The following is a 16,340-nucleotide window of genomic DNA, read 5'->3' as shown; positions in this document are numbered from 1 at the left end:
CGGCGAACGGGCCGGGGGATCGGGGCGGTGGTGCGCGGCGTGTCGGCCGGCGCTCCTCTACGGAGGGGTCATTTGACGGCTCCCGCGGTCATGCCCGCGCGCCAGAACCGCTGGAGCGAGAGGAAGGCGATCAGGAGCGGCGCGATGGACACCAGCGAACCGATGACGACGAGGGGCGGGGGCACGGCGACGTGGCTGGCGTTCCAGCCGACGAGGCCGACCGTGACGGGCTGCAGCCGGTCGTCGCCCAGGACCATGGCGGGCAGGAGGTAGTTGTTCCAGATCTCCACGAACTGGAAGAGGAAGATCGTGACCAGGGCGGGCAGCATCATCCGCACCGCGACCGTGCGGAAGAGGCGGAACTCCCCGGCGCCGTCGAGCCGGCCGGCTTCGAGGACCTCGTCGGGCACGCTCTGTTCGGCGAAGACCCGGGCGAGGTAGACGCCGAAGGGGCTGACGACGCTCGGCAGCAGGACCGCGAGGGGATTGTCGATCAGATGGACGCCCGAGAACATCAGGTACAGCGGCAGCGTGAACAGCACCTTGGGCACGAGGACGGCCGCCAGGACCAGCGAGAACAGCGCCCCGCGGCCGGGAAAGTCGTACTTGGCCAGCGCGTAGCCGGTGAGGGCGGAGAGGAGTGTGCCGATCAGCGCTCCGACGCCGCAGTACAGGACGCTGTTGAGCATCCAGCGCCAGAAGATGCCGCCGTCGTGACCGCCGAGCCGCGCGATGTTGTCGAACAGGCCGAAGCCGTCGAACCACAGGCCGCTGCCGCCGAACTGCTCCCCGAAGGGTTTGGTCGCCGCCACCAGCAGCCACCACAGCGGGAAGAGGAAGTAGAACGCGGACAGTCCCAGCAGGGCGAGCACGGTGAGGCGACTCGCGGGGCTCGTCTCGCGCCGGGGCCGGATCCGGGCGGCGGGGGCGGGGATCACCGTGGTCATGCGTGGTCTCCTCGGCGGGTCAGCTTGAAGAAGATGAGCGACACCATGCCCACGGCGACCGCGAGCAGGACCGACTGGGCGGCTGCGTAGGGGTAGTTGCCGGCCGCGACCGCGCTCTGGGCCGACATCAGAGGGGTGAACGCGGAGGAGATCGATCCGCCCGAGACCGGCTGCAGCACGGCCGGCTCGTTGTACAGCTGGGCCGAGCCGATGATCGAGAACACCGTGGTCAGCACCAGCGCGCCCCGCACCGCGGGGATCTTGATGCTCCAGGCGATCCGCAGGGCGGACGCCCCGTCCATCCGTGCGGCTTCGAGGACTTCGGCGGGGATGGACTGGAGGGCCGCGTAGATGATGATCATGTTGTAGCCGGCCCAGCTCCAGGTGACGATGTTGGCCACGGACCAGAGCACGACGTCCTCGTCGAAGAAGGGGACGGTGACGGCGAGCGGTTCGAGCAGCCGGTTGAGCGGGCTCGACGTCGACGAGTACATGAACGACCACACGAGTGCGGCGCTGACGCCCGGAATCGCGTACGGGACGAAGCTCGTCAGGCGGAAGAAGCCCTTGCCCCGCGCGGACTTGGAGTCGATGAGCAGTGCGAGCGCGAGGGCGAGCCCCAGCATGAGCGGCACCTGTACGACGCCGAAGAGGGCCACGCGGCCCAGCGAGGCCGTGAACGAGCCGTCGTGCAGGGCCCGCGCGTAGTTGTCCAGAGGTGCGAAGACCTCCGTGGGCGCGGTCAGGCCCAGGCCGGAGCGGCGGATGGTGAAGAGGCTGTTGTAGGCCGCGTACAGGATCGGCGCGATGTACATGGCGACGAACAGGACGACGAAGGGGGCGCAGAAGAGCAGCGGGCCGAGTCGTCGGGGGCGTCCGGGGGGTGTCTCACGCGTCCGGCGGGACGGGGTGGTGGTTGCCGGGCGCCGTGCGGGGGCGCGGTGCGCGGCGGGGGCATGGGTCACGGGCGTTCCTCACTGCGGCGTCGCCGGAACGGTGGCGGGAATCCCGGCGACGGTCGGGCGGACAGGGGCGGCTACCGCCCCGGTCGGGCGGACAGGGCGGCTACCGCCGGGCGGGGGCATGGGACACCGCCCGGCGGGCCTGCTCTACGGGGCGACGGCCAGACCCTGCTTGCGCATCTCGGCGACGGTGGAGTCCTGCGCGTGACTCAGCGCCTGCGCGATGGTGCCCTTGCCGGTCCACGCCTTGCCGAGGCCGTCGTTGAGGTCCGTGACCGTGGAGGTCATCAGCGGGCCCCAGGTCCACTCCGGGTCGACATCGGGAGTGGCGGCGGCGAAGACCTCGTAGATCTGCTGTCCACCGAAGTACGGGTCGGCCTTCAGCTGCGGCAGGTACAGCAGGTCACTGGCGGCCGGGTAGAGCGACGCCTTCTCGATCAGCTTGCCGAAGGCGTCCTTGTCGGTGCCCAGCCAGTGGGCGAACTCCCACGCCGCCGCGGTGTTCTTGCAGCCGTTGAGGACGGCCGTGGCGGAGCCGCCGGCGTTGCCGACCTTCTTGTCGCCCTTCTCCCACTGCGGCATGGGGGCGACGGCCCACTGGCCCGCACCCTCCTTGGCGCCGCCCTTGATGACGCCGGCCTGCCAGACCGCTCCGACGACCGTGGCGATGGTGCCGTTGCCGAGGCCGGTGTACCAGGCCTGGTCGTACATGGGGGCGCTGCTGATCAGGTCCTTGTCGACGAGGCCCTGCCAGTAGTCGGCGACCTTCTTGTTCTCCGCGGAGGCCATGCTGACCTTCCAGGCGTCCTTCTCGACCCCGAACCAGTCCGCCCCCGCCTGCCAGGCGAGGCCTGCGTAGTCGTAGTCCTGGTAGGGCGAGGAGATGAACCGCTTCGGGTCGGAGGCGTGGATCTTCTCGCCCGCCGCGCGGTACTCGGCCCAGGTGGTCGGGGGCTTCAGACCGAGCGAGTCGAACAGCTTCTTGTTGTAGAAGAGGGCCATCGGGCCGGTGTCCACGGGAGCCCCGTAGACCGCGTTCGAGAGGGTCACGGAGTTCCAGGCGGCGGACTGGTACTCGCTCTTGGCGGGGGCCGCGTGCTCCGCCACGTCCTGCAGCGCGCCCTGGGCGGCGAAGCTGGGCATCGTCTCGTACCCCACCTGGGCCAGGCAGGGGGCGTTCCCGGCCTTCACGGCGTTCAGCATCTTCTGGTAGCCGCCCTTCGCGCCGGGCTGCACCGTCTGGTAGGTGACCTCGATGCCCGGGTGGGAGGCGTTGAACGCCTTGACGGCGTCCTCGTAGCCCGGAGCCCAGCCCCAGAATGTTATCGATGCTTTCTGGTCGGGCGCGGAGTCGGAGCCGGAGCTCGATCCGGTGCAGCCAGTGGCCGCGAGGGCGAGAGTCAGAGCCCCGCCAATGCCCACAAAACGGATGAAACTACGCTTCACAGCTCCTCCTGAGTGCCGCAAGCAAGAAACAGAACCGACACGTCCTACGCGGCCGCACGGCCGAAAGGTCGCCGCCGACGCCCTGCGTCCGGCTCGTATCGATGGCCGAACTATGGCAGAGAATGTTATCGATGCCAATGTCTCTCATCGGAGGAACTTGCTGCCGCTGAAACTTCACTTCAGCGGCATGCATGGCGATACCATCGACGGGGTTGATCGCGAGGAAGGGACCTCATGGGAAAGCACGGTGACGCCGACCTCGGGGGGCGCCCGCCCGGCATGACGGACGTGGCGCGCGTCGCCGGCGTGTCGGCGCAGACCGTCTCGCGCGCGCTCGCCGGACACCCGAACGTGCAGGAGAAGACCCGCGCGAAGGTGCTGGCCGCGGTCGACCAGCTCGGCTACCGGCGGAACAACGCCGCCCGGATGCTCTCCTCGGGCCGCAGCCGGACCATCGGCGTCGTGACCCTCCAGACGAACTTCTACTCCCGGGCCGCCGTCACCTCCGGCATCGAGAACACCGCCCGCGAGTCGGGGTACGCCGTCAGCACCGCCACCACCACCTCGCTCGACACCTACGCCATCGAGAACGCCCTTTCGCGGCTCGCCGACCAGGGCGTGGAGGGCATCATCCTGTCGGTGCCGCTCATCCACTCCAGCAGCCGGATCGAGCAGCTCACCCGCTCCACCCCGACCGTCACCATCGACGGCTCACGCACCGACGCGACCGCGATCCTCGCCATCGACCAGGCGCAGGCCGCCCGCACCGCCACCCAGCACCTCCTGGACCTCGGACACGAGACGGTCTGGCACATCTCCGGTCCTGCGGAGTGGCTCGAATCGGCGCAGCGCCGCGACGGCTGGCAGGCCGCACTCGAGGCCGCGGGGCGCACCGTCCCCCCGCCCCTGGAGGGCGACTGGTCGCCGGGCTCCGGCTACCGCAACGGACTCGTCCTCGCCCGGATCCCCGACGTCACCGCCATCTTCGTGGCGAGCGACGAGATGGCCTTCGGGGTGATCCGGGCCCTCCACGAGGCCGGGCTGCGCGTCCCGGACGACATCTCGGTCGTCGGATTCGACGACATCGAGCTCGCCGAGTACTGCTCCCCCTCCCTCACCACCATCGCCCAGCCCTTCGAGCACATGGGCGCCCTCGCGGTGACCCATCTGCTCCGCCGGATCGAGGCGCCCGGGCCCCTGCCCGAGCCGCGCTCCGTCGAGCCGCGCCTCGTCGTCCGCGCCAGCACGGCCACGGCTCCCCGCCGCTGACCGAGGAGGTCAACCGCACGCCGCCCCATGCCCTGAAAGTGGCCGATCAGGCCCTCGCGGACGTGTCGGCGGAGGCCTGCGCCGCCCCTCCTCCTACGCTGCCGCCGTGATTCCTACTGAACTCATCGGCAGCATCCCGCGTACGCCCGAACTGCTGGCCGCGCTTTCGGACTTCGAGAAGGGGCGGATCGACGGAGCCGCCTTCGCCGAGGCGCAGGGCCGGGCCACTCGCGAGACCATCGAGCGCCTGGAGGCCGCCGGCTCGCCGGTGGTCACCGACGGCGAGCAGGCCAAGCCCAGCTTCCTCACGTATCCGGTGGAGGGGCTTTCCGACCTGGCCGCCGACGGGGTCGTCATCCCGTTCGCGGACGGCCACACGCGGCAGCTGCCCCGCCTCACCTCCGGGCCCTTCCGCTTCAAGACGCACGCGGAGGAGTACCTGCGGGCCGCGAAGAAGCACACGAAGTCCCCGGTGAAGCAGGCCGTCGCCGCCCCCTCGGCCCTCAGCCTGCTCTACCCGCACGACGGGATCGCCGGCTACCCGCGCGAGCAGTTCCTCGACGACCTGGCGAACGAGGCGGAGACGGACATCCGCGGCTGCCTGGACGCCGGCGCGCACGTCGTCCAGCTGGACTTCGAGGAAGCCCGCCTGTCGCTCAAGCTGGACCCGAGCGGCGGGCTGCTGGAGGAATTCATCGGCCTGAACAACAAGGTGCTGTCCCGCTTCACCGAGGCCGAGCGCGCCCGGATCGGTGTCTACACCGGCCCTGGAGCCGACCAGGACTCCACCCACAGCCTCGACGTCGACTACGCCGAGCTGCTGCCTCGGCTGTTCAAGCTCACCGTCGGCAACTTCTACCTCCAGCTGGCCGGTGAGCCCGACCGCGCCCGCGTCCTGAGCGTCATCGCCGACCAAATGCGGCCCGGCATCCGGGTCTTCGTCGGCGTGACCGACCCGCTGGACCCGCGCGTGGAGACGGCCCAGGAGGTCCACGACCGCGTCCTGGAGGCCGCCCGATACATCCCGGTGGAGCAGCTCGGCACCTGCGACGACGCCGGTTTCGCGCCGTACGCCGACGACACGTCGACCTCCCGCGATGTCGCGTTCGCCAAGATCCGGGCCCGCGTGGAGGGCACCGCGCTCGCCGCGCGCGAGCTGGGCGTCTAAGGCGTGCAAAAAGTGAACGACGGGTGCAATGTGTCAGCTCCCTAAGGGAGTTGACGGCGCGCTGCGCTACGTTGCGGGAGTGACCGACATAGCATCGCGCATCGACACCTCGCGGCCCCACACCGCCCGGATCTGGAACTACTGGACCGGCGGGAAGGACAACTACCCCGTCGACCGGGAGGCCGGCGACCGGATCCGGGACCTGCATCCCGGAATCGGGGAGTACGCGAAGGCGGACCGGCTGTTCCTCGGGCGGGCGGTCCGCCACCTGGCCGAGCAGGAGGGCATCCGGCAGTTCCTGGACATCGGGACGGGGCTGCCGAGCGCCGACAACACCCACGAGGTCGCCCAGCGCGTCGCCCCCGACGCGCGGGTCGTGTACGTGGACAACGACCCGCTCGTCCTGGCGCACGCCCGCGCCCTGCTGGTCGGGACGCCCGAGGGCCGCACCGACTACCTGGACGCCGACCTGCGGGACGTCGACGCGATCCTGGCCGCCGCATCGAAGACGCTGGACTTCTCCCAGCCGGTCGCGCTGATGCTGCTCGGGGTCGTCATCTTCATCGAGGACGACGAGGAGTCGTACGCGATCGTCCGCCGGCTCCTGGACGCGCTCGCCCCCGGCAGCTACCTCGTCCTCTCCCACACGGTCACCCACCCCGACATGCCGGACGTCGACGCGGCGGTGGCGTTCTGGAACGAGCACGGCACCCCGAAGCTCACCCAGCGGACCCCGACCGCCGTCGCGCGCTACTTCGACGGCCTGGAACTGCTGCCGCCCGGCGTGGTGTCCTGCTCCGCGTGGCGGCCGGAGACACCCTCCGCCGACGTCGCGATGTACGCGGGCGTCGGCCGCAAGTGACGGTGGCGAACCCCTGCGCCCCCTGCGCCGGGAGCGGCTCGCGCCGTAGGTAGGGGTTCCCTGCCTGCGGCGGAGGGCGCCGTCCGGCTCCCTACCGAGCGGTACGGCGCGAGCGGCCGAGTGGTCTCCGGCACAGGAGGGGCTGCCCCCTCTCCGGCCCGGACCGGCCGCCGCCCGTTCGGCGCAAGGCCCTCGCGGCCCCCGGCACCGTCCGGCCGCGCCGGGCGGCCCCGGGGGACGTGACCGACGTCTCTACCCCGGGGCCGTTCCCGTGCCGCACTGTGGTGGCCATGACCGCAACCACCTACGCCCGACTCCTCACCCGCGCCCGCACGGGCGGTCCGAAGGACGGCGACGGGCCCAAGATCCTGGAGCACGTGCTCGGCTGGACCCTGGTCGTCGTGCTCGCCGTCTTCGTCACCCGGGCGGGCCTCATGTGACGCCGGCCGTGTGATCCCCCGGGACGGAACGGGCATACTCCCCGCGACCTCGCGCGCGCCCGCTCGCGCCGCCCCGCAGGGAGGAGCACCCGGCCATGTCCGAAAGCCCCGCGGACGGCGTGGAACGCCGACTGCCCACCGACGAGGCCCGGGAGCTGCTCGCCCTGGTCCGCGACATCGCCCGGCGGGAGATCGCCCCGCGCGCCGCGGAGGAGGAGGCCGCCGGGGTCTTCCCCCGCGAGCTGTTCGCGCTGCTCTCCCGGTCGGGACTGCTCGGACTGCCGTACGACCCGGAGTACGGCGGGGGAGGACAGCCGTACGAGGTCTACCTCCAGGTCCTGGAGGAGCTCGCCGCGGCCCGGCTGACCGTGGGCCTCGGCGTCAGCGTCCACACGCTCTCCTGTCACGCGCTCGCGGGCTTCGGCACCGAGGAGCAGCGGGCCGAGCACCTGCCGGCGATGCTGGGCGGCGGTCTGCTCGGCGCGTACTGCCTCTCCGAGCCCTCCGCAGGCTCGGACGCGGCGGCGCTGAGGACCCGGGCCGTCCGGGACGGTGACTCCTGGGTGATCGACGGCACCAAGGCCTGGATCACCCACGGCGGGATCGCGGACTTCTGCACGGTCATGGCCCGCACCGGCGGTCCGGGGGCGCGCGGCATCACCGCCTTCCTGGTGCCGGGTGACGCCGAGGGGCTGAGCGCGGCCCCGCCCGAGCGGAAGATGGGCATGAAGGGCTCGCCCACCGCCCAACTGCACTTCGACGGGGTACGGGTCCCCGAGGCGCGGCGGCTCGGCGCGGAGGGGCAGGGCTTCGCGATCGCGCTCGCCGCCCTGGACTCGGGCCGGCTCGGCATCGCCGCCTGCGCGGTCGGGCTCGGCCGGGCGGCGCTGGACGAGGCCGTCGCGTACGCGCGGGAGCGCCGGCAGTTCGGGCGGCCGATCGCCGACTTCCAGGGGCTCCGCTTCCTGCTCGCCGACATGGCGACCCAGGTCGAGGCGGGCCGGGCGCTCTACCTGGAGGCGGCGCGGCTCCGGGACGAGGGGCGGGAGTTCGGGCGTACGGCAGCCATGGCGAAGCTCTTCTGCACGGACGCCGCCATGCGGATCACGACGGACGCGGTGCAGGTGCTCGGCGGGTACGGCTACACCGCGGACTTCCCCGTGGAGCGGTACCTGCGGGAGGCGAAGATGCTGCAGATCGTCGAGGGCACCAATCAGATCCAGCGGGTGGTCATCGCGCGCCACCTTGTCGGACCAGAGTCCCGCTGACGCGTACGGTGCGGTCGGCCCAGACGGGGCCCGAGGCGAGCCGGGTCCACTCCTGGTCGCGGTGGCCCGGGAGGGTGCGGCCCTCGCTGGCCCAGAGGCTGAGGACGTCCTGGTAGATGGGCGGGTCGGGGTGGACCTGGACGGGGACCGGCACCGGCACCGGCACCGGGGCCGGTACGGGAGCGGCGGGGGCGGAGAGGGGCGCGGGGGCGGGTGCCTGCGGCGGCACCGGCGCCTTCCGAGGAACCGATTCTTCAGCATGCGGTTCGGCCTGCCGGTGCCGACCGTAGCCGCTGGAAGTCGTGTGTTGCAGCGTGGTCATGCCCGGACCAACGCGCCCCGGCGGCCCGGGGTCACCCCCGAACGGATTCGAGCGGCAGTTCGCCCGGTACCCGGTGCGCGACTCTGGTCCCCCGGCATTTACCTGACGTACCGTCAGCTTCCATCGCGGAAGCATCCGCCGACGCGGTACCACCCGCCGATCAGGAGGTCAGCCATGTCGGTCAACCGGCACGTCGACGACCGGCCCGTCGCGCTCGACGAATACCCCGTGCACCAGGCCCCGCTCTCGATGAAGCACCACGTCAGCAGCGACCGCAACGCCTACGACCGCTGCATCTTCCACGTCTTCGACCACCAGGGCCGGGCCCTGCTCATCGCCGGCCTCGGCGTCTACCCGAACACCGGCGTCATCGACGCCTACGCGACCCTGCGCACCGGCGACCGGCTGCACGCCGTCCGCGCCTCCGACGCCCTCGGCGACGACCGCACGAACCTCTCGGTCGGACCCCTCACCATCACGGTCGACGAACCCCTCAAGCGCCTCTCCCTGCGCTGCGAGGCCGACCCGGACGACCCCGAAGGGCTCTCCTTCGACCTCACCTGGACCGGCGACTTCCCCACGGTCTGGGAGCCCCACCACACCCAGCGCCACGGCGGCCGCCTCACCCTCGAAGGCCGCCGCTTCGTCCAGGCCGGCCACTGCGCGGGCACGATCAGCGCCGGCGGCGAGGAGTTCACGGTCACCGCGGGGGAGTGGACCGGAACCCGCGACCGCAGCTGGGGAGTCCGCCCGATACCCGGCGAAGAACCCGGCCGCGCCGCCGAGTTCCGCCCCGAGGGCTTCCACTGGCTCTGGATCCCGATGCGCTTCGAGGACCGCTTCCTCATGGTCATCGCCCAGGAGGACGCGGACGGCTACCGCACCCTCAACGAAGCCCTGCTCGTACGCGACGGCCACCGCGACACCCAACTCGGCTGGCCCCGCACCGACATCACGTACCGCCCGGGCACCCGTCACCCCGAACGGGCCGTCGTCCACCTCGCCGACCCGGCCGGGAAGCCCCTGGAGATCGGCGTCGAGATCCTCGCCTCCTCACCCCTGGCCGTCGGCGCGGGATATCCGCCCGCCACCGACTGGCAGCACGGCACCTGGCAGGGCCGCGGCTGGACCGACCGGCGCGTCTACGACCTCAGCGACCCGTCCGCGCACCCCATGGCCGCCTACGGCGTCACCGACCACGCCGCCCGTTTCACCCTCGACGGCCACACCGGCTACGGCATATTCGAACACGGCTCCTTCGGCCGCCACGACCCCAGCGGCTTCGCCGATCACACCTCGACGGCCACCTGAGGAGGCCCCGTGACCACGGCACCCCGTCCCCGCACCACCACCCGCGACCCCGAGGAGCTCGGGCGGCGCCTCACCGCCTGGCTCGACCGCCACCTGCCCGGCGCCCGCGTCACCGGCCTCTCCGTGCCCGGCTCCAACGGCATGTCCAGCGAGACCCTGCTCTTCGACCTGGACCACCCCGACGCCCCCGTACGCGGCTGCGCCCTGCGGCTGGCCGCCGACCCCGCCGCGTACACCGTCTTCCCCGTCTACGACATGGCCCGCCAGCACCGCGTGATGGCGCTGGTCGGCGAGCACACCGACGTCCCCGTACCGCGCGTGCTCTGGCTGGAGGAGGACCCGGAGCCGCTCGGCGCCCCCTTCTTCGTGATGGCCCGTGCCGAGGGCAGGGTGCCGCCGGACGTCATGCCCTATACGTACGAGGGGAACTGGCTGCACGCCGCCACCGACGCCGAACGCGCCCTCCTGGAGGACGAGTCCGTCTCCGTACTGGCCCGACTGCACGACCAGTTTCCGGCGAAGGAGGCCGAGTTCCTGCTGCCGGACGGCGCGGGCACTCCGCTGCGGCGCCACGTCGATGCCCAACGCGCCTACTACGCCTGGGTGGTGGAGGGACTCTCACCCTCGCCGCTCATCGAGTCGGCCTTCGCCTGGCTGGAGGAACACTGGCCGGCCGACGAGGGCCCGGCCGTCCTCGGCTGGGGCGACGCCCGCATCGGGAACATCGTCTACGACGGGTTCACGCCCGCCGCCGTCCTCGACTGGGAGATGGCGGCCTGCGTGCCGCGCGAGGTCGACCTCGGCTGGACCGTCTACCTCCACCGCTTCTTCCAGGACCTCACGGTCTCCTTCGGCCAGCCCGGCCTGCCCGACTTCCTGCGCCGCGACGCGATCGAGCGGAGGTACGCCGAACTGACCGGGCACACCCCGCGCGACATGGAGTTCCACACCCTCTACGCGGCGCTGCGGCACGCGATCGTCATGCTGAGGATCGCGTACCGGCAGGCTCACTTCGGAGAGGTCGAGGTGCCCGGAGACCCGGACGGCCTGATCCTGCACCACGCCACGCTCGCGGCGATGGTGCGGGGAAGCTACTGGTGAGACGGGTGCCCCGAGAGGGCACCCGGAGGGCCTGACGGGTCCTAGGCGGCGCGCCGCATCTGGGGCACCCGCAGGGGGCGCGAGCCCGGACCGCCGACGTGCGAGAAGGGCTGCGTCCGCCAGTCGAGACCCTGGGGGAGCGTCAGGAGCAGCGCGGTGTCCTGCTCCTGGACCTCCAGGCTGTCGTCCGCCGGGCGGGCCGCGGAGGCCGCGAGCCCCGTCCCCGGGCAGACCGTCAGGACGAAGGGGTTCCACGGCGTGGGGCAGAGGGCGTGCTCCGGCAGCACGTCCTCGTCGGCGAGCAGCGCGATCGGCTGCACGCACTCCGGGCAGACGACCCGGAACATCTCAAAGGTGTCGTACGCGTCGAGCTCGTCGAACGTGTCGACGGATTCAACAGGATCCTGCATGGAGAATCTCCCCCTCGGGTGCGTCGGCCGGGTCTGTTACGGCCTCGACCACAGCAAGCACTTCCCATGCGGAACTCCGCATAACCGTGAGCCGGTCACCCGGGCCGGGCGCAAACCTGTGGCGTTCGTCACATGCCCGGCGCAGGTGCCCCGTGACGGCCCATAGCGGCCTATACGGGTCGCCCCCGGTTGACCCCGGGCGCTCGGGGCGGACTAGGGTCACCGCATGGAGGAGCTGGATCGTCAGATCGTGGAGTTGCTCGTCAAGGACGGGCGCATGAGCTACACCGACCTGGGCAAGGCCACCGGCCTGTCCACCTCGGCAGTGCATCAGCGCGTCCGCCGCCTCGAGCAGCGCGGTGTCATCCGCGGCTATGCCGCCGTCGTCGACCCGGAGGCCGTGGGCCTGCCGCTCACCGCCTTCATCTCGGTCAAACCCTTCGACCCGAGCGCCCCCGACGACACCCCCGACCGGCTCGCCGACATCCCGGAGATCGAGGCCTGCCACAGCGTCGCGGGCGACGAGAACTACATCCTGAAGGTCCGGGTCGCCACGCCGCTGGAGCTGGAGCACCTGCTCAGCCGCATCCGCTCGCAGGCCGGGGTCTCCAGCCGTACGACGGTCGTCCTGTCCACCCCGTACGAGGCCCGTCCGCCGCGCATCTGACCGCGCGTCCGGCCGCGCGCCCGACCCGATCGGGGACCTGCCGGACAAACCGGCCTCCGGAAGGTCCTAGCCTGGGCGCATGAGTGAGTCCATGTCCGGGGCGCCCGCCGCCTCCGCCGCCGAACACCGCACCGTGCTGCTGCGCGGTGGGGAAGTCCACAGCCCCGCCGATCCCTTCGCCACGGCCATGGTGGTGGAGCGCGGGCACGTCGCCTGGGTGGGCTCGGAGGGTGCGGCCGACGCCTTCGCCTCCGGCGTGGACGACGTGGTCGACCTGGAGGGCGCGCTCGTCACGCCGGCGTTCGTCGACGCGCACGTCCACACCACGGCCACCGGCTTCGCCCTCACCGGGCTCGACCTGTCCTCCGCCGCCTCCCTCACCGAGGCGGCGGAGCTGATCCGGGCCCACGCCGCCGCCCGTCCCGCGGACCGCATCCTCATCGGCCACGGCTGGGACGCCTCCCGCTGGCCCGAGCGCCGCCCGCTCACGCGCGCCGAGCTCGACGGCCTCACCGGCGGCCGCCCGCTCTACCTGACCCGGATCGACGTCCACTCGGCCGTCGTCACGACCGCCCTGCTCGACCTCGTCCCCGGCGTCCGCGACCTGGACGGATTCCACGACGGACAGCAGCCGCTCACCGGTGACGCACATCACGCCGTCCGCGCCGCGGCCTTCGCCGCCGTCTCCCCGGCGCAGCGCACGGAGGCGCAGCGCGCCGCCCGCAGCCACGCCGCCTCCCTCGGCATCGGCACCCTCCACGAGTGCGGCGGACCCCAGATCTCCTCGGAGGAGGACTTCACCGGCCTCCTGGACCTCGCCCGCGCCGAGGCCGGGCCCCGGATCGTCGGCTACTGGGCGGACCTCGACATCGAGCGGGCCCGCGCGCTGGGTGCCCTCGGCGCGGCCGGCGACCTCTTCGCCGACGGCTCCCTCGGCTCCCACACCGCCTGCCTCCACGAGCCGTACGCCGACCACGCGGACTCCGCCCACACGGGGGCCGCCCATCTGGACGCGCCCGCCGTCGCCGCCCACGTCGTGGCCTGCACCGAGGCGGGCCTCCAGGCCGGTTTCCACGCCATCGGGGACGCCGCCGTCACCGCCGTCGTCGAGGGCGTCCGCGCCGCCGCCGAGAAGCTCGGCCTGGCGCGCATCCGGGCCGCCCGGCACCGCGTCGAGCACGCCGAGATGCTCACCCCCGAGACCGTCGCCGCCTTCGCCGAGCTGGGCCTCACCGCCTCGGTCCAGCCCGCCTTCGACGCGCTCTGGGGAGGCGAGGAGGGGATGTACGCCGACCGGCTCGGCGTCGAGCGGGCCAGGGCCCTCAACCCGTACGCGGCGCTCCTGCGTGCCGGTGTGCCCCTGGCCTTCGGCTCCGACAGCCCGGTCACCCCGCTCGACCCGTGGGGCACCGTCCGGGCCGCCGCCTTCCACCGCACCCCCGAGCACCGGATCTCCGTCCGGGCCGCCTTCACCGCCCACACCCGGGGCGGCTGGCGGGCCGTGGGCCGGGACGACGCCGGGACGCTCGTCCCCGGCGCCCCCGCCGACTACGCGATCTGGCGTACCGGCGAACTCCTCGTCCAGGCGCCCGACGACCGGGTGGCCCGCTGGTCCACCGACCCCCGCTCCGGCACGCCGGGTCTGCCCGATCTGTCGCCCGGCGCGGAGCTCCCCGTGTGCCTGCGCACGGTGGTGTACGGACAGACGGTGTTCGTACGGCCGAACGAGTGATGTAGGGATATTTCCGACCACGGATCACTGCTCCGTACGCTTGTCCCCGACCTGCGGATCTTCCCCTCCGGCCTGGCCTTTCTTGGAGTCTCCGCAGGTCAAGCGGGTGTTGACAGTCGACGGTCGGGGGCGGGTAGGTTCTCCGCGTCCACCACAGGACGTCCGACCGTGTGAAACCGCCCCGCAGTCGCCGACCGCCGCCCGCGCCTCGGCCGCGAGGGAAGGTTTCTCCGGCGGAAGGTGCGACCCGGGTGGGGCCCGGACGTTCAGTAGACAACGGCTCTCGGTCGACCCGCAGCCAGCGGATCCCAGGTCGGACCGAAGGACGTCGGGCCCCGCACCGCACGGCAACCGCCCCCATATGTCCCTTCCCCGCACGACCACCCGCGCCGGAGCACTCCGAGGACCTCGCTATGGTGGGGTTCTGCGTATGTATCCGAAGGGGCAGTAGTGAACGACGGTGGCCAGAGGCGTTACGGCCCGCTCGGCAAGGCCTTGGTGATCATTCCGACCTACAACGAGGCGGAGAACATCAAGCCGATCGTCGCGCGGGTGCGGGAGGCCGTACCCGAGGCGCACGTTCTCGTCGCCGACGACAACAGCCCTGACGGTACGGGCAAGTTCGCGGACGAGATCGCCTCCGAGGACGATCACGTCCACGTCCTGCACCGGAAGGGCAAGGAGGGGCTCGGCGCCGCCTACCTCGCCGGCTTCCGCTGGGGCATCGAGCAGGGCTACGGCGTCCTCGTCGAGATGGACGCGGACGGCTCGCACCAGCCCGAGGAGCTGCCGCGGCTGCTCACCGCGCTCAAGGGCGCGGACCTGGTCCTCGGCTCCCGCTGGGTGCCGGGCGGCCGGATCGTGAACTGGCCGAAGTCCCGCGAGTTCATCTCCCGCGGCGGCAGCCTCTACTCCCGCGTGATGCTCGACGTGCCGATCCGCGACGTCACCGGCGGCTACCGGGCCTTCCGCAAGGAGACCCTGGAGGGCCTGGGCCTGGAGGACGTGGCCTCCGCCGGCTACTGCTTCCAGGTCGACCTGGCCCGCCGCGCGGTCGCCGCCGGCTTCCACGTCGTCGAGGTCCCGATCACCTTCGTCGAGCGCGAGATCGGCGACTCCAAGATGAGCCGGAACATCGTCGTCGAGGCGCTGTGGCGGGTCACCGGCTGGGGCCTGACGGCCCGGGCGGAGAAGGTCGGCCGACTGCTCGGCCGCAAGTCCTCCTGACGGCTCCACGGCAGGCCTGCCCCCGTCGCGCGTACTGATCCTTTCTTTACGACGTTCCGGCGGGGTGCCAGGCACACTGGGAGCCATGACGACCGGCGCACCGCCTCCCCTCGCCCCCAAGCGCTCCCGCGCACGCACGTTCCTTCCCCTCGCCGTCGCCGCCTGGCTGGTCCTGGAGATCTGGCTGCTCACGGTGGTGGCGAACGCGACGGGCGCGCTGACCGTGCTCGCCCTGCTCGTCGGCGGCGCCGTCCTCGGCGCCACCGTGGTGAAGCGGGCGGGCCGGCGCGCCTTCCGGAACCTCAGGACGACCTTCCAGCAGGCCCAGGCGGCCGCGCAGGCCGGCGAGGCGCCCCCGGCGGACGCGCGGACCGGCGCGGAGGACCGCAACGGCTTCCTGATGCTCGGCGGCCTGCTCCTGATGATCCCCGGCCTCGTCTCGGACGCGGCCGGACTCCTGCTGCTGATCCCGCAGGTCCGCTCGCTCCTCGGGCGGTACGCGGAGAAGGCCGTCGAGCGGCGGATGACCGCCGCACCTCCCGGCAGCCTCCAGGACGCCTTCCAGCAGGCGCGCATCCACCGCCCGGACGGAAAGGTCGTCCAGGGTGAGGTCGTCCGCGAGGACGCGAGCCAGGGCCCCCGCCGGCCCGAGGAGCCGCGCCCGCCCCTCATGCCCTGACCGAGGCCGTACTCCGCGCATCCCTCCGGGGGTGCGCGGACGTCTGTCCGCTCCTCGGGGGTGTGCGCATCGCGTACGTACGCGAAAACGCCGCGGGGCCCGGTACACGGATCGTGTACCGGGCCCCGCGGCGTTGTTCGTCCGGCTGCCCGCTAGGCGGACTTGCGGCTGTCGCGCGGATGCACGGCGATGTTCATGGCGCCGGAGCGCAGGACGGCCAGCCTTTCGGCAAGGACCTCCTCCAGCTCCTCGCGGGTGCGTCGCTCCATGAGCATGTCCCAGTGCGTACGCGCAGGCTTGCCCTTCTTCTCCTCAGGTCCGTCCCCGTCCACCAGGAGTGCCTGGATTCCGCAGACCTTGCACTCCCACTCCGGCGGAATTTCCGCTTCCACCGAGAAGGGCATCTCAAAACGATGGCCCTTCTCGCATGCGTACTCCACGGCCTGGCGCGGGGCCAGATCGATGCCGCGGTCGGTCTCGTAGCTGGTCACCACGAGGCGCGTGCCGCGAAGAGCTCGCTCACTCATGA

General features: G+C 72.0%; 17 protein-coding genes. 11 read left to right on the top strand and 6 right to left on the bottom strand.

Features of this window, described 5'->3' with window-relative positions:
* Positions 1 to 68 precede the first annotated feature (68 nt).
* From ASC82_RS19935 to ASC82_RS19925, 3 genes are all read right to left on the bottom strand, one after another.
* Positions 69 to 947 (bottom strand): carbohydrate ABC transporter permease, encoded by an 879-nt coding sequence (locus ASC82_RS19935; protein WP_056649773.1) that lies wholly within the window; start codon positions 945 to 947, stop codon positions 69 to 71.
* Positions 944 to 1,762 (bottom strand): sugar ABC transporter permease, encoded by an 819-nt coding sequence (locus tag ASC82_RS19930; RefSeq protein WP_199862587.1) that lies wholly within the window; start codon positions 1,760 to 1,762, stop codon positions 944 to 946. The genes ASC82_RS19935 and ASC82_RS19930 overlap by 4 nt, the downstream gene beginning before the upstream one ends.
* A 294-nt stretch (positions 1,763 to 2,056) precedes the next feature.
* Positions 2,057 to 3,331 carry a sugar ABC transporter substrate-binding protein gene (locus ASC82_RS19925; protein WP_242427714.1) on the bottom strand — a complete coding sequence of 425 codons (1,275 nt, stop codon included), beginning with the start codon at positions 3,329 to 3,331 and terminating at the stop codon, positions 2,057 to 2,059.
* 258 nt (positions 3,332 to 3,589) lie between these two features.
* Between ASC82_RS19925 and ASC82_RS19920 the strand changes: the two genes are divergently transcribed.
* The 5 genes from ASC82_RS19920 to ASC82_RS19905 all read left to right on the top strand — a co-directional run bounded on the left by ASC82_RS19920 (position 3,590) and on the right by ASC82_RS19905 (position 8,362).
* On the top strand, positions 3,590 to 4,624 hold the full coding sequence (locus ASC82_RS19920; RefSeq protein WP_056649762.1) for a LacI family DNA-binding transcriptional regulator: 1,035 nt from the start codon (positions 3,590 to 3,592) through the stop codon (positions 4,622 to 4,624).
* Positions 4,625 to 4,730: 106 nt separating this feature from the next.
* Positions 4,731 to 5,792 carry a cobalamin-independent methionine synthase II family protein gene (locus ASC82_RS19915; protein ID WP_056649759.1) on the top strand — a complete coding sequence of 354 codons (1,062 nt, stop codon included), beginning with the start codon at positions 4,731 to 4,733 and terminating at the stop codon, positions 5,790 to 5,792.
* 79 nt (positions 5,793 to 5,871) lie between these two features.
* Positions 5,872 to 6,654 carry an SAM-dependent methyltransferase gene (locus ASC82_RS19910; RefSeq protein WP_056649757.1) on the top strand — a complete coding sequence of 261 codons (783 nt, stop codon included), beginning with the start codon at positions 5,872 to 5,874 and terminating at the stop codon, positions 6,652 to 6,654.
* Positions 6,655 to 6,944: 290 nt separating this feature from the next.
* The gene (locus tag ASC82_RS30080; RefSeq protein ID WP_107105930.1) at positions 6,945 to 7,094 is read left to right on the top strand and encodes an SCO1431 family membrane protein; all 150 of its coding nucleotides are present in this window, start codon (positions 6,945 to 6,947) and stop codon (positions 7,092 to 7,094) included.
* A gap of 95 nt (positions 7,095 to 7,189) precedes the next feature.
* Positions 7,190 to 8,362, top strand: coding sequence for an acyl-CoA dehydrogenase family protein (locus ASC82_RS19905; protein WP_024760810.1), 1,173 nt, complete (start codon positions 7,190 to 7,192; stop codon positions 8,360 to 8,362).
* Here ASC82_RS19905 and ASC82_RS30415 read toward each other — a convergent pair.
* Entirely contained in the window at positions 8,325 to 8,591 is a 267-nt protein-coding gene (locus ASC82_RS30415; RefSeq protein ID WP_056649755.1) for a hypothetical protein, read from the bottom strand. The two genes, ASC82_RS19905 and ASC82_RS30415, sit on opposite strands and share 38 nt — an antisense overlap.
* Positions 8,592 to 8,858: 267 nt before the next feature.
* Here ASC82_RS30415 and ASC82_RS19895 point away from each other — a divergent pair, with 267 nt between their 5' ends.
* Together ASC82_RS19895 and ASC82_RS19890 are read left to right on the top strand one after the other, a co-directional pair.
* Positions 8,859 to 9,995, top strand: coding sequence for a hypothetical protein (locus ASC82_RS19895; RefSeq protein WP_056649753.1), 1,137 nt, complete (start codon positions 8,859 to 8,861; stop codon positions 9,993 to 9,995).
* Between the two features lie 9 nt (positions 9,996 to 10,004).
* Entirely contained in the window at positions 10,005 to 11,096 is a 1,092-nt protein-coding gene (locus tag ASC82_RS19890) for a phosphotransferase family protein (protein ID WP_056649748.1), read from the top strand.
* 41 nt (positions 11,097 to 11,137) lie between these two features.
* On the opposite strand, the gene ASC82_RS19885 is transcribed toward ASC82_RS19890, so the two are convergent.
* Positions 11,138 to 11,506, bottom strand: coding sequence for a hypothetical protein (locus tag ASC82_RS19885; RefSeq protein ID WP_037645901.1), 369 nt, complete (start codon positions 11,504 to 11,506; stop codon positions 11,138 to 11,140).
* A 226-nt stretch (positions 11,507 to 11,732) separates the two neighbouring features.
* Between ASC82_RS19885 and ASC82_RS19880 the strand changes: the two genes are divergently transcribed.
* The 4 genes from ASC82_RS19880 (at position 11,733) to fxsA (ending at position 15,811) form a co-directional block, all read left to right on the top strand.
* Positions 11,733 to 12,173 carry an Lrp/AsnC family transcriptional regulator gene (locus ASC82_RS19880; RefSeq protein ID WP_017242178.1) on the top strand — a complete coding sequence of 147 codons (441 nt, stop codon included), beginning with the start codon at positions 11,733 to 11,735 and terminating at the stop codon, positions 12,171 to 12,173.
* Between the two features lie 79 nt (positions 12,174 to 12,252).
* The gene (locus ASC82_RS19875) at positions 12,253 to 13,905 is read left to right on the top strand and encodes an amidohydrolase (protein ID WP_056649745.1); all 1,653 of its coding nucleotides are present in this window, start codon (positions 12,253 to 12,255) and stop codon (positions 13,903 to 13,905) included.
* 450 nt (positions 13,906 to 14,355) lie between these two features.
* Positions 14,356 to 15,132 carry a polyprenol monophosphomannose synthase gene (locus ASC82_RS19870; RefSeq protein WP_056649742.1) on the top strand — a complete coding sequence of 259 codons (777 nt, stop codon included), beginning with the start codon at positions 14,356 to 14,358 and terminating at the stop codon, positions 15,130 to 15,132.
* Positions 15,133 to 15,217: 85 nt separating this feature from the next.
* Entirely contained in the window at positions 15,218 to 15,811 is a 594-nt protein-coding gene (gene fxsA / locus ASC82_RS19865) for an FxsA family membrane protein (protein WP_056649738.1), read from the top strand.
* A gap of 152 nt (positions 15,812 to 15,963) precedes the next feature.
* Here the strand turns inward: fxsA and ASC82_RS19860 are convergent, their stop codons facing one another.
* The gene (locus ASC82_RS19860) at positions 15,964 to 16,338 is read right to left on the bottom strand and encodes an RNA polymerase-binding protein RbpA (RefSeq protein WP_015032218.1); all 375 of its coding nucleotides are present in this window, start codon (positions 16,336 to 16,338) and stop codon (positions 15,964 to 15,966) included.
* Positions 16,339 to 16,340: the final 2 nt, after the last annotated feature.

It is taken from the genome of Streptomyces sp. Root431 (assembly GCF_001426585.1).
In the GTDB taxonomy this organism is placed as follows: Bacteria; Actinomycetota; Actinomycetes; order Streptomycetales; family Streptomycetaceae; genus Streptomyces; species Streptomyces stackebrandtii.
This window is presented reverse-complemented; position numbering and strand designations above follow the sequence as displayed.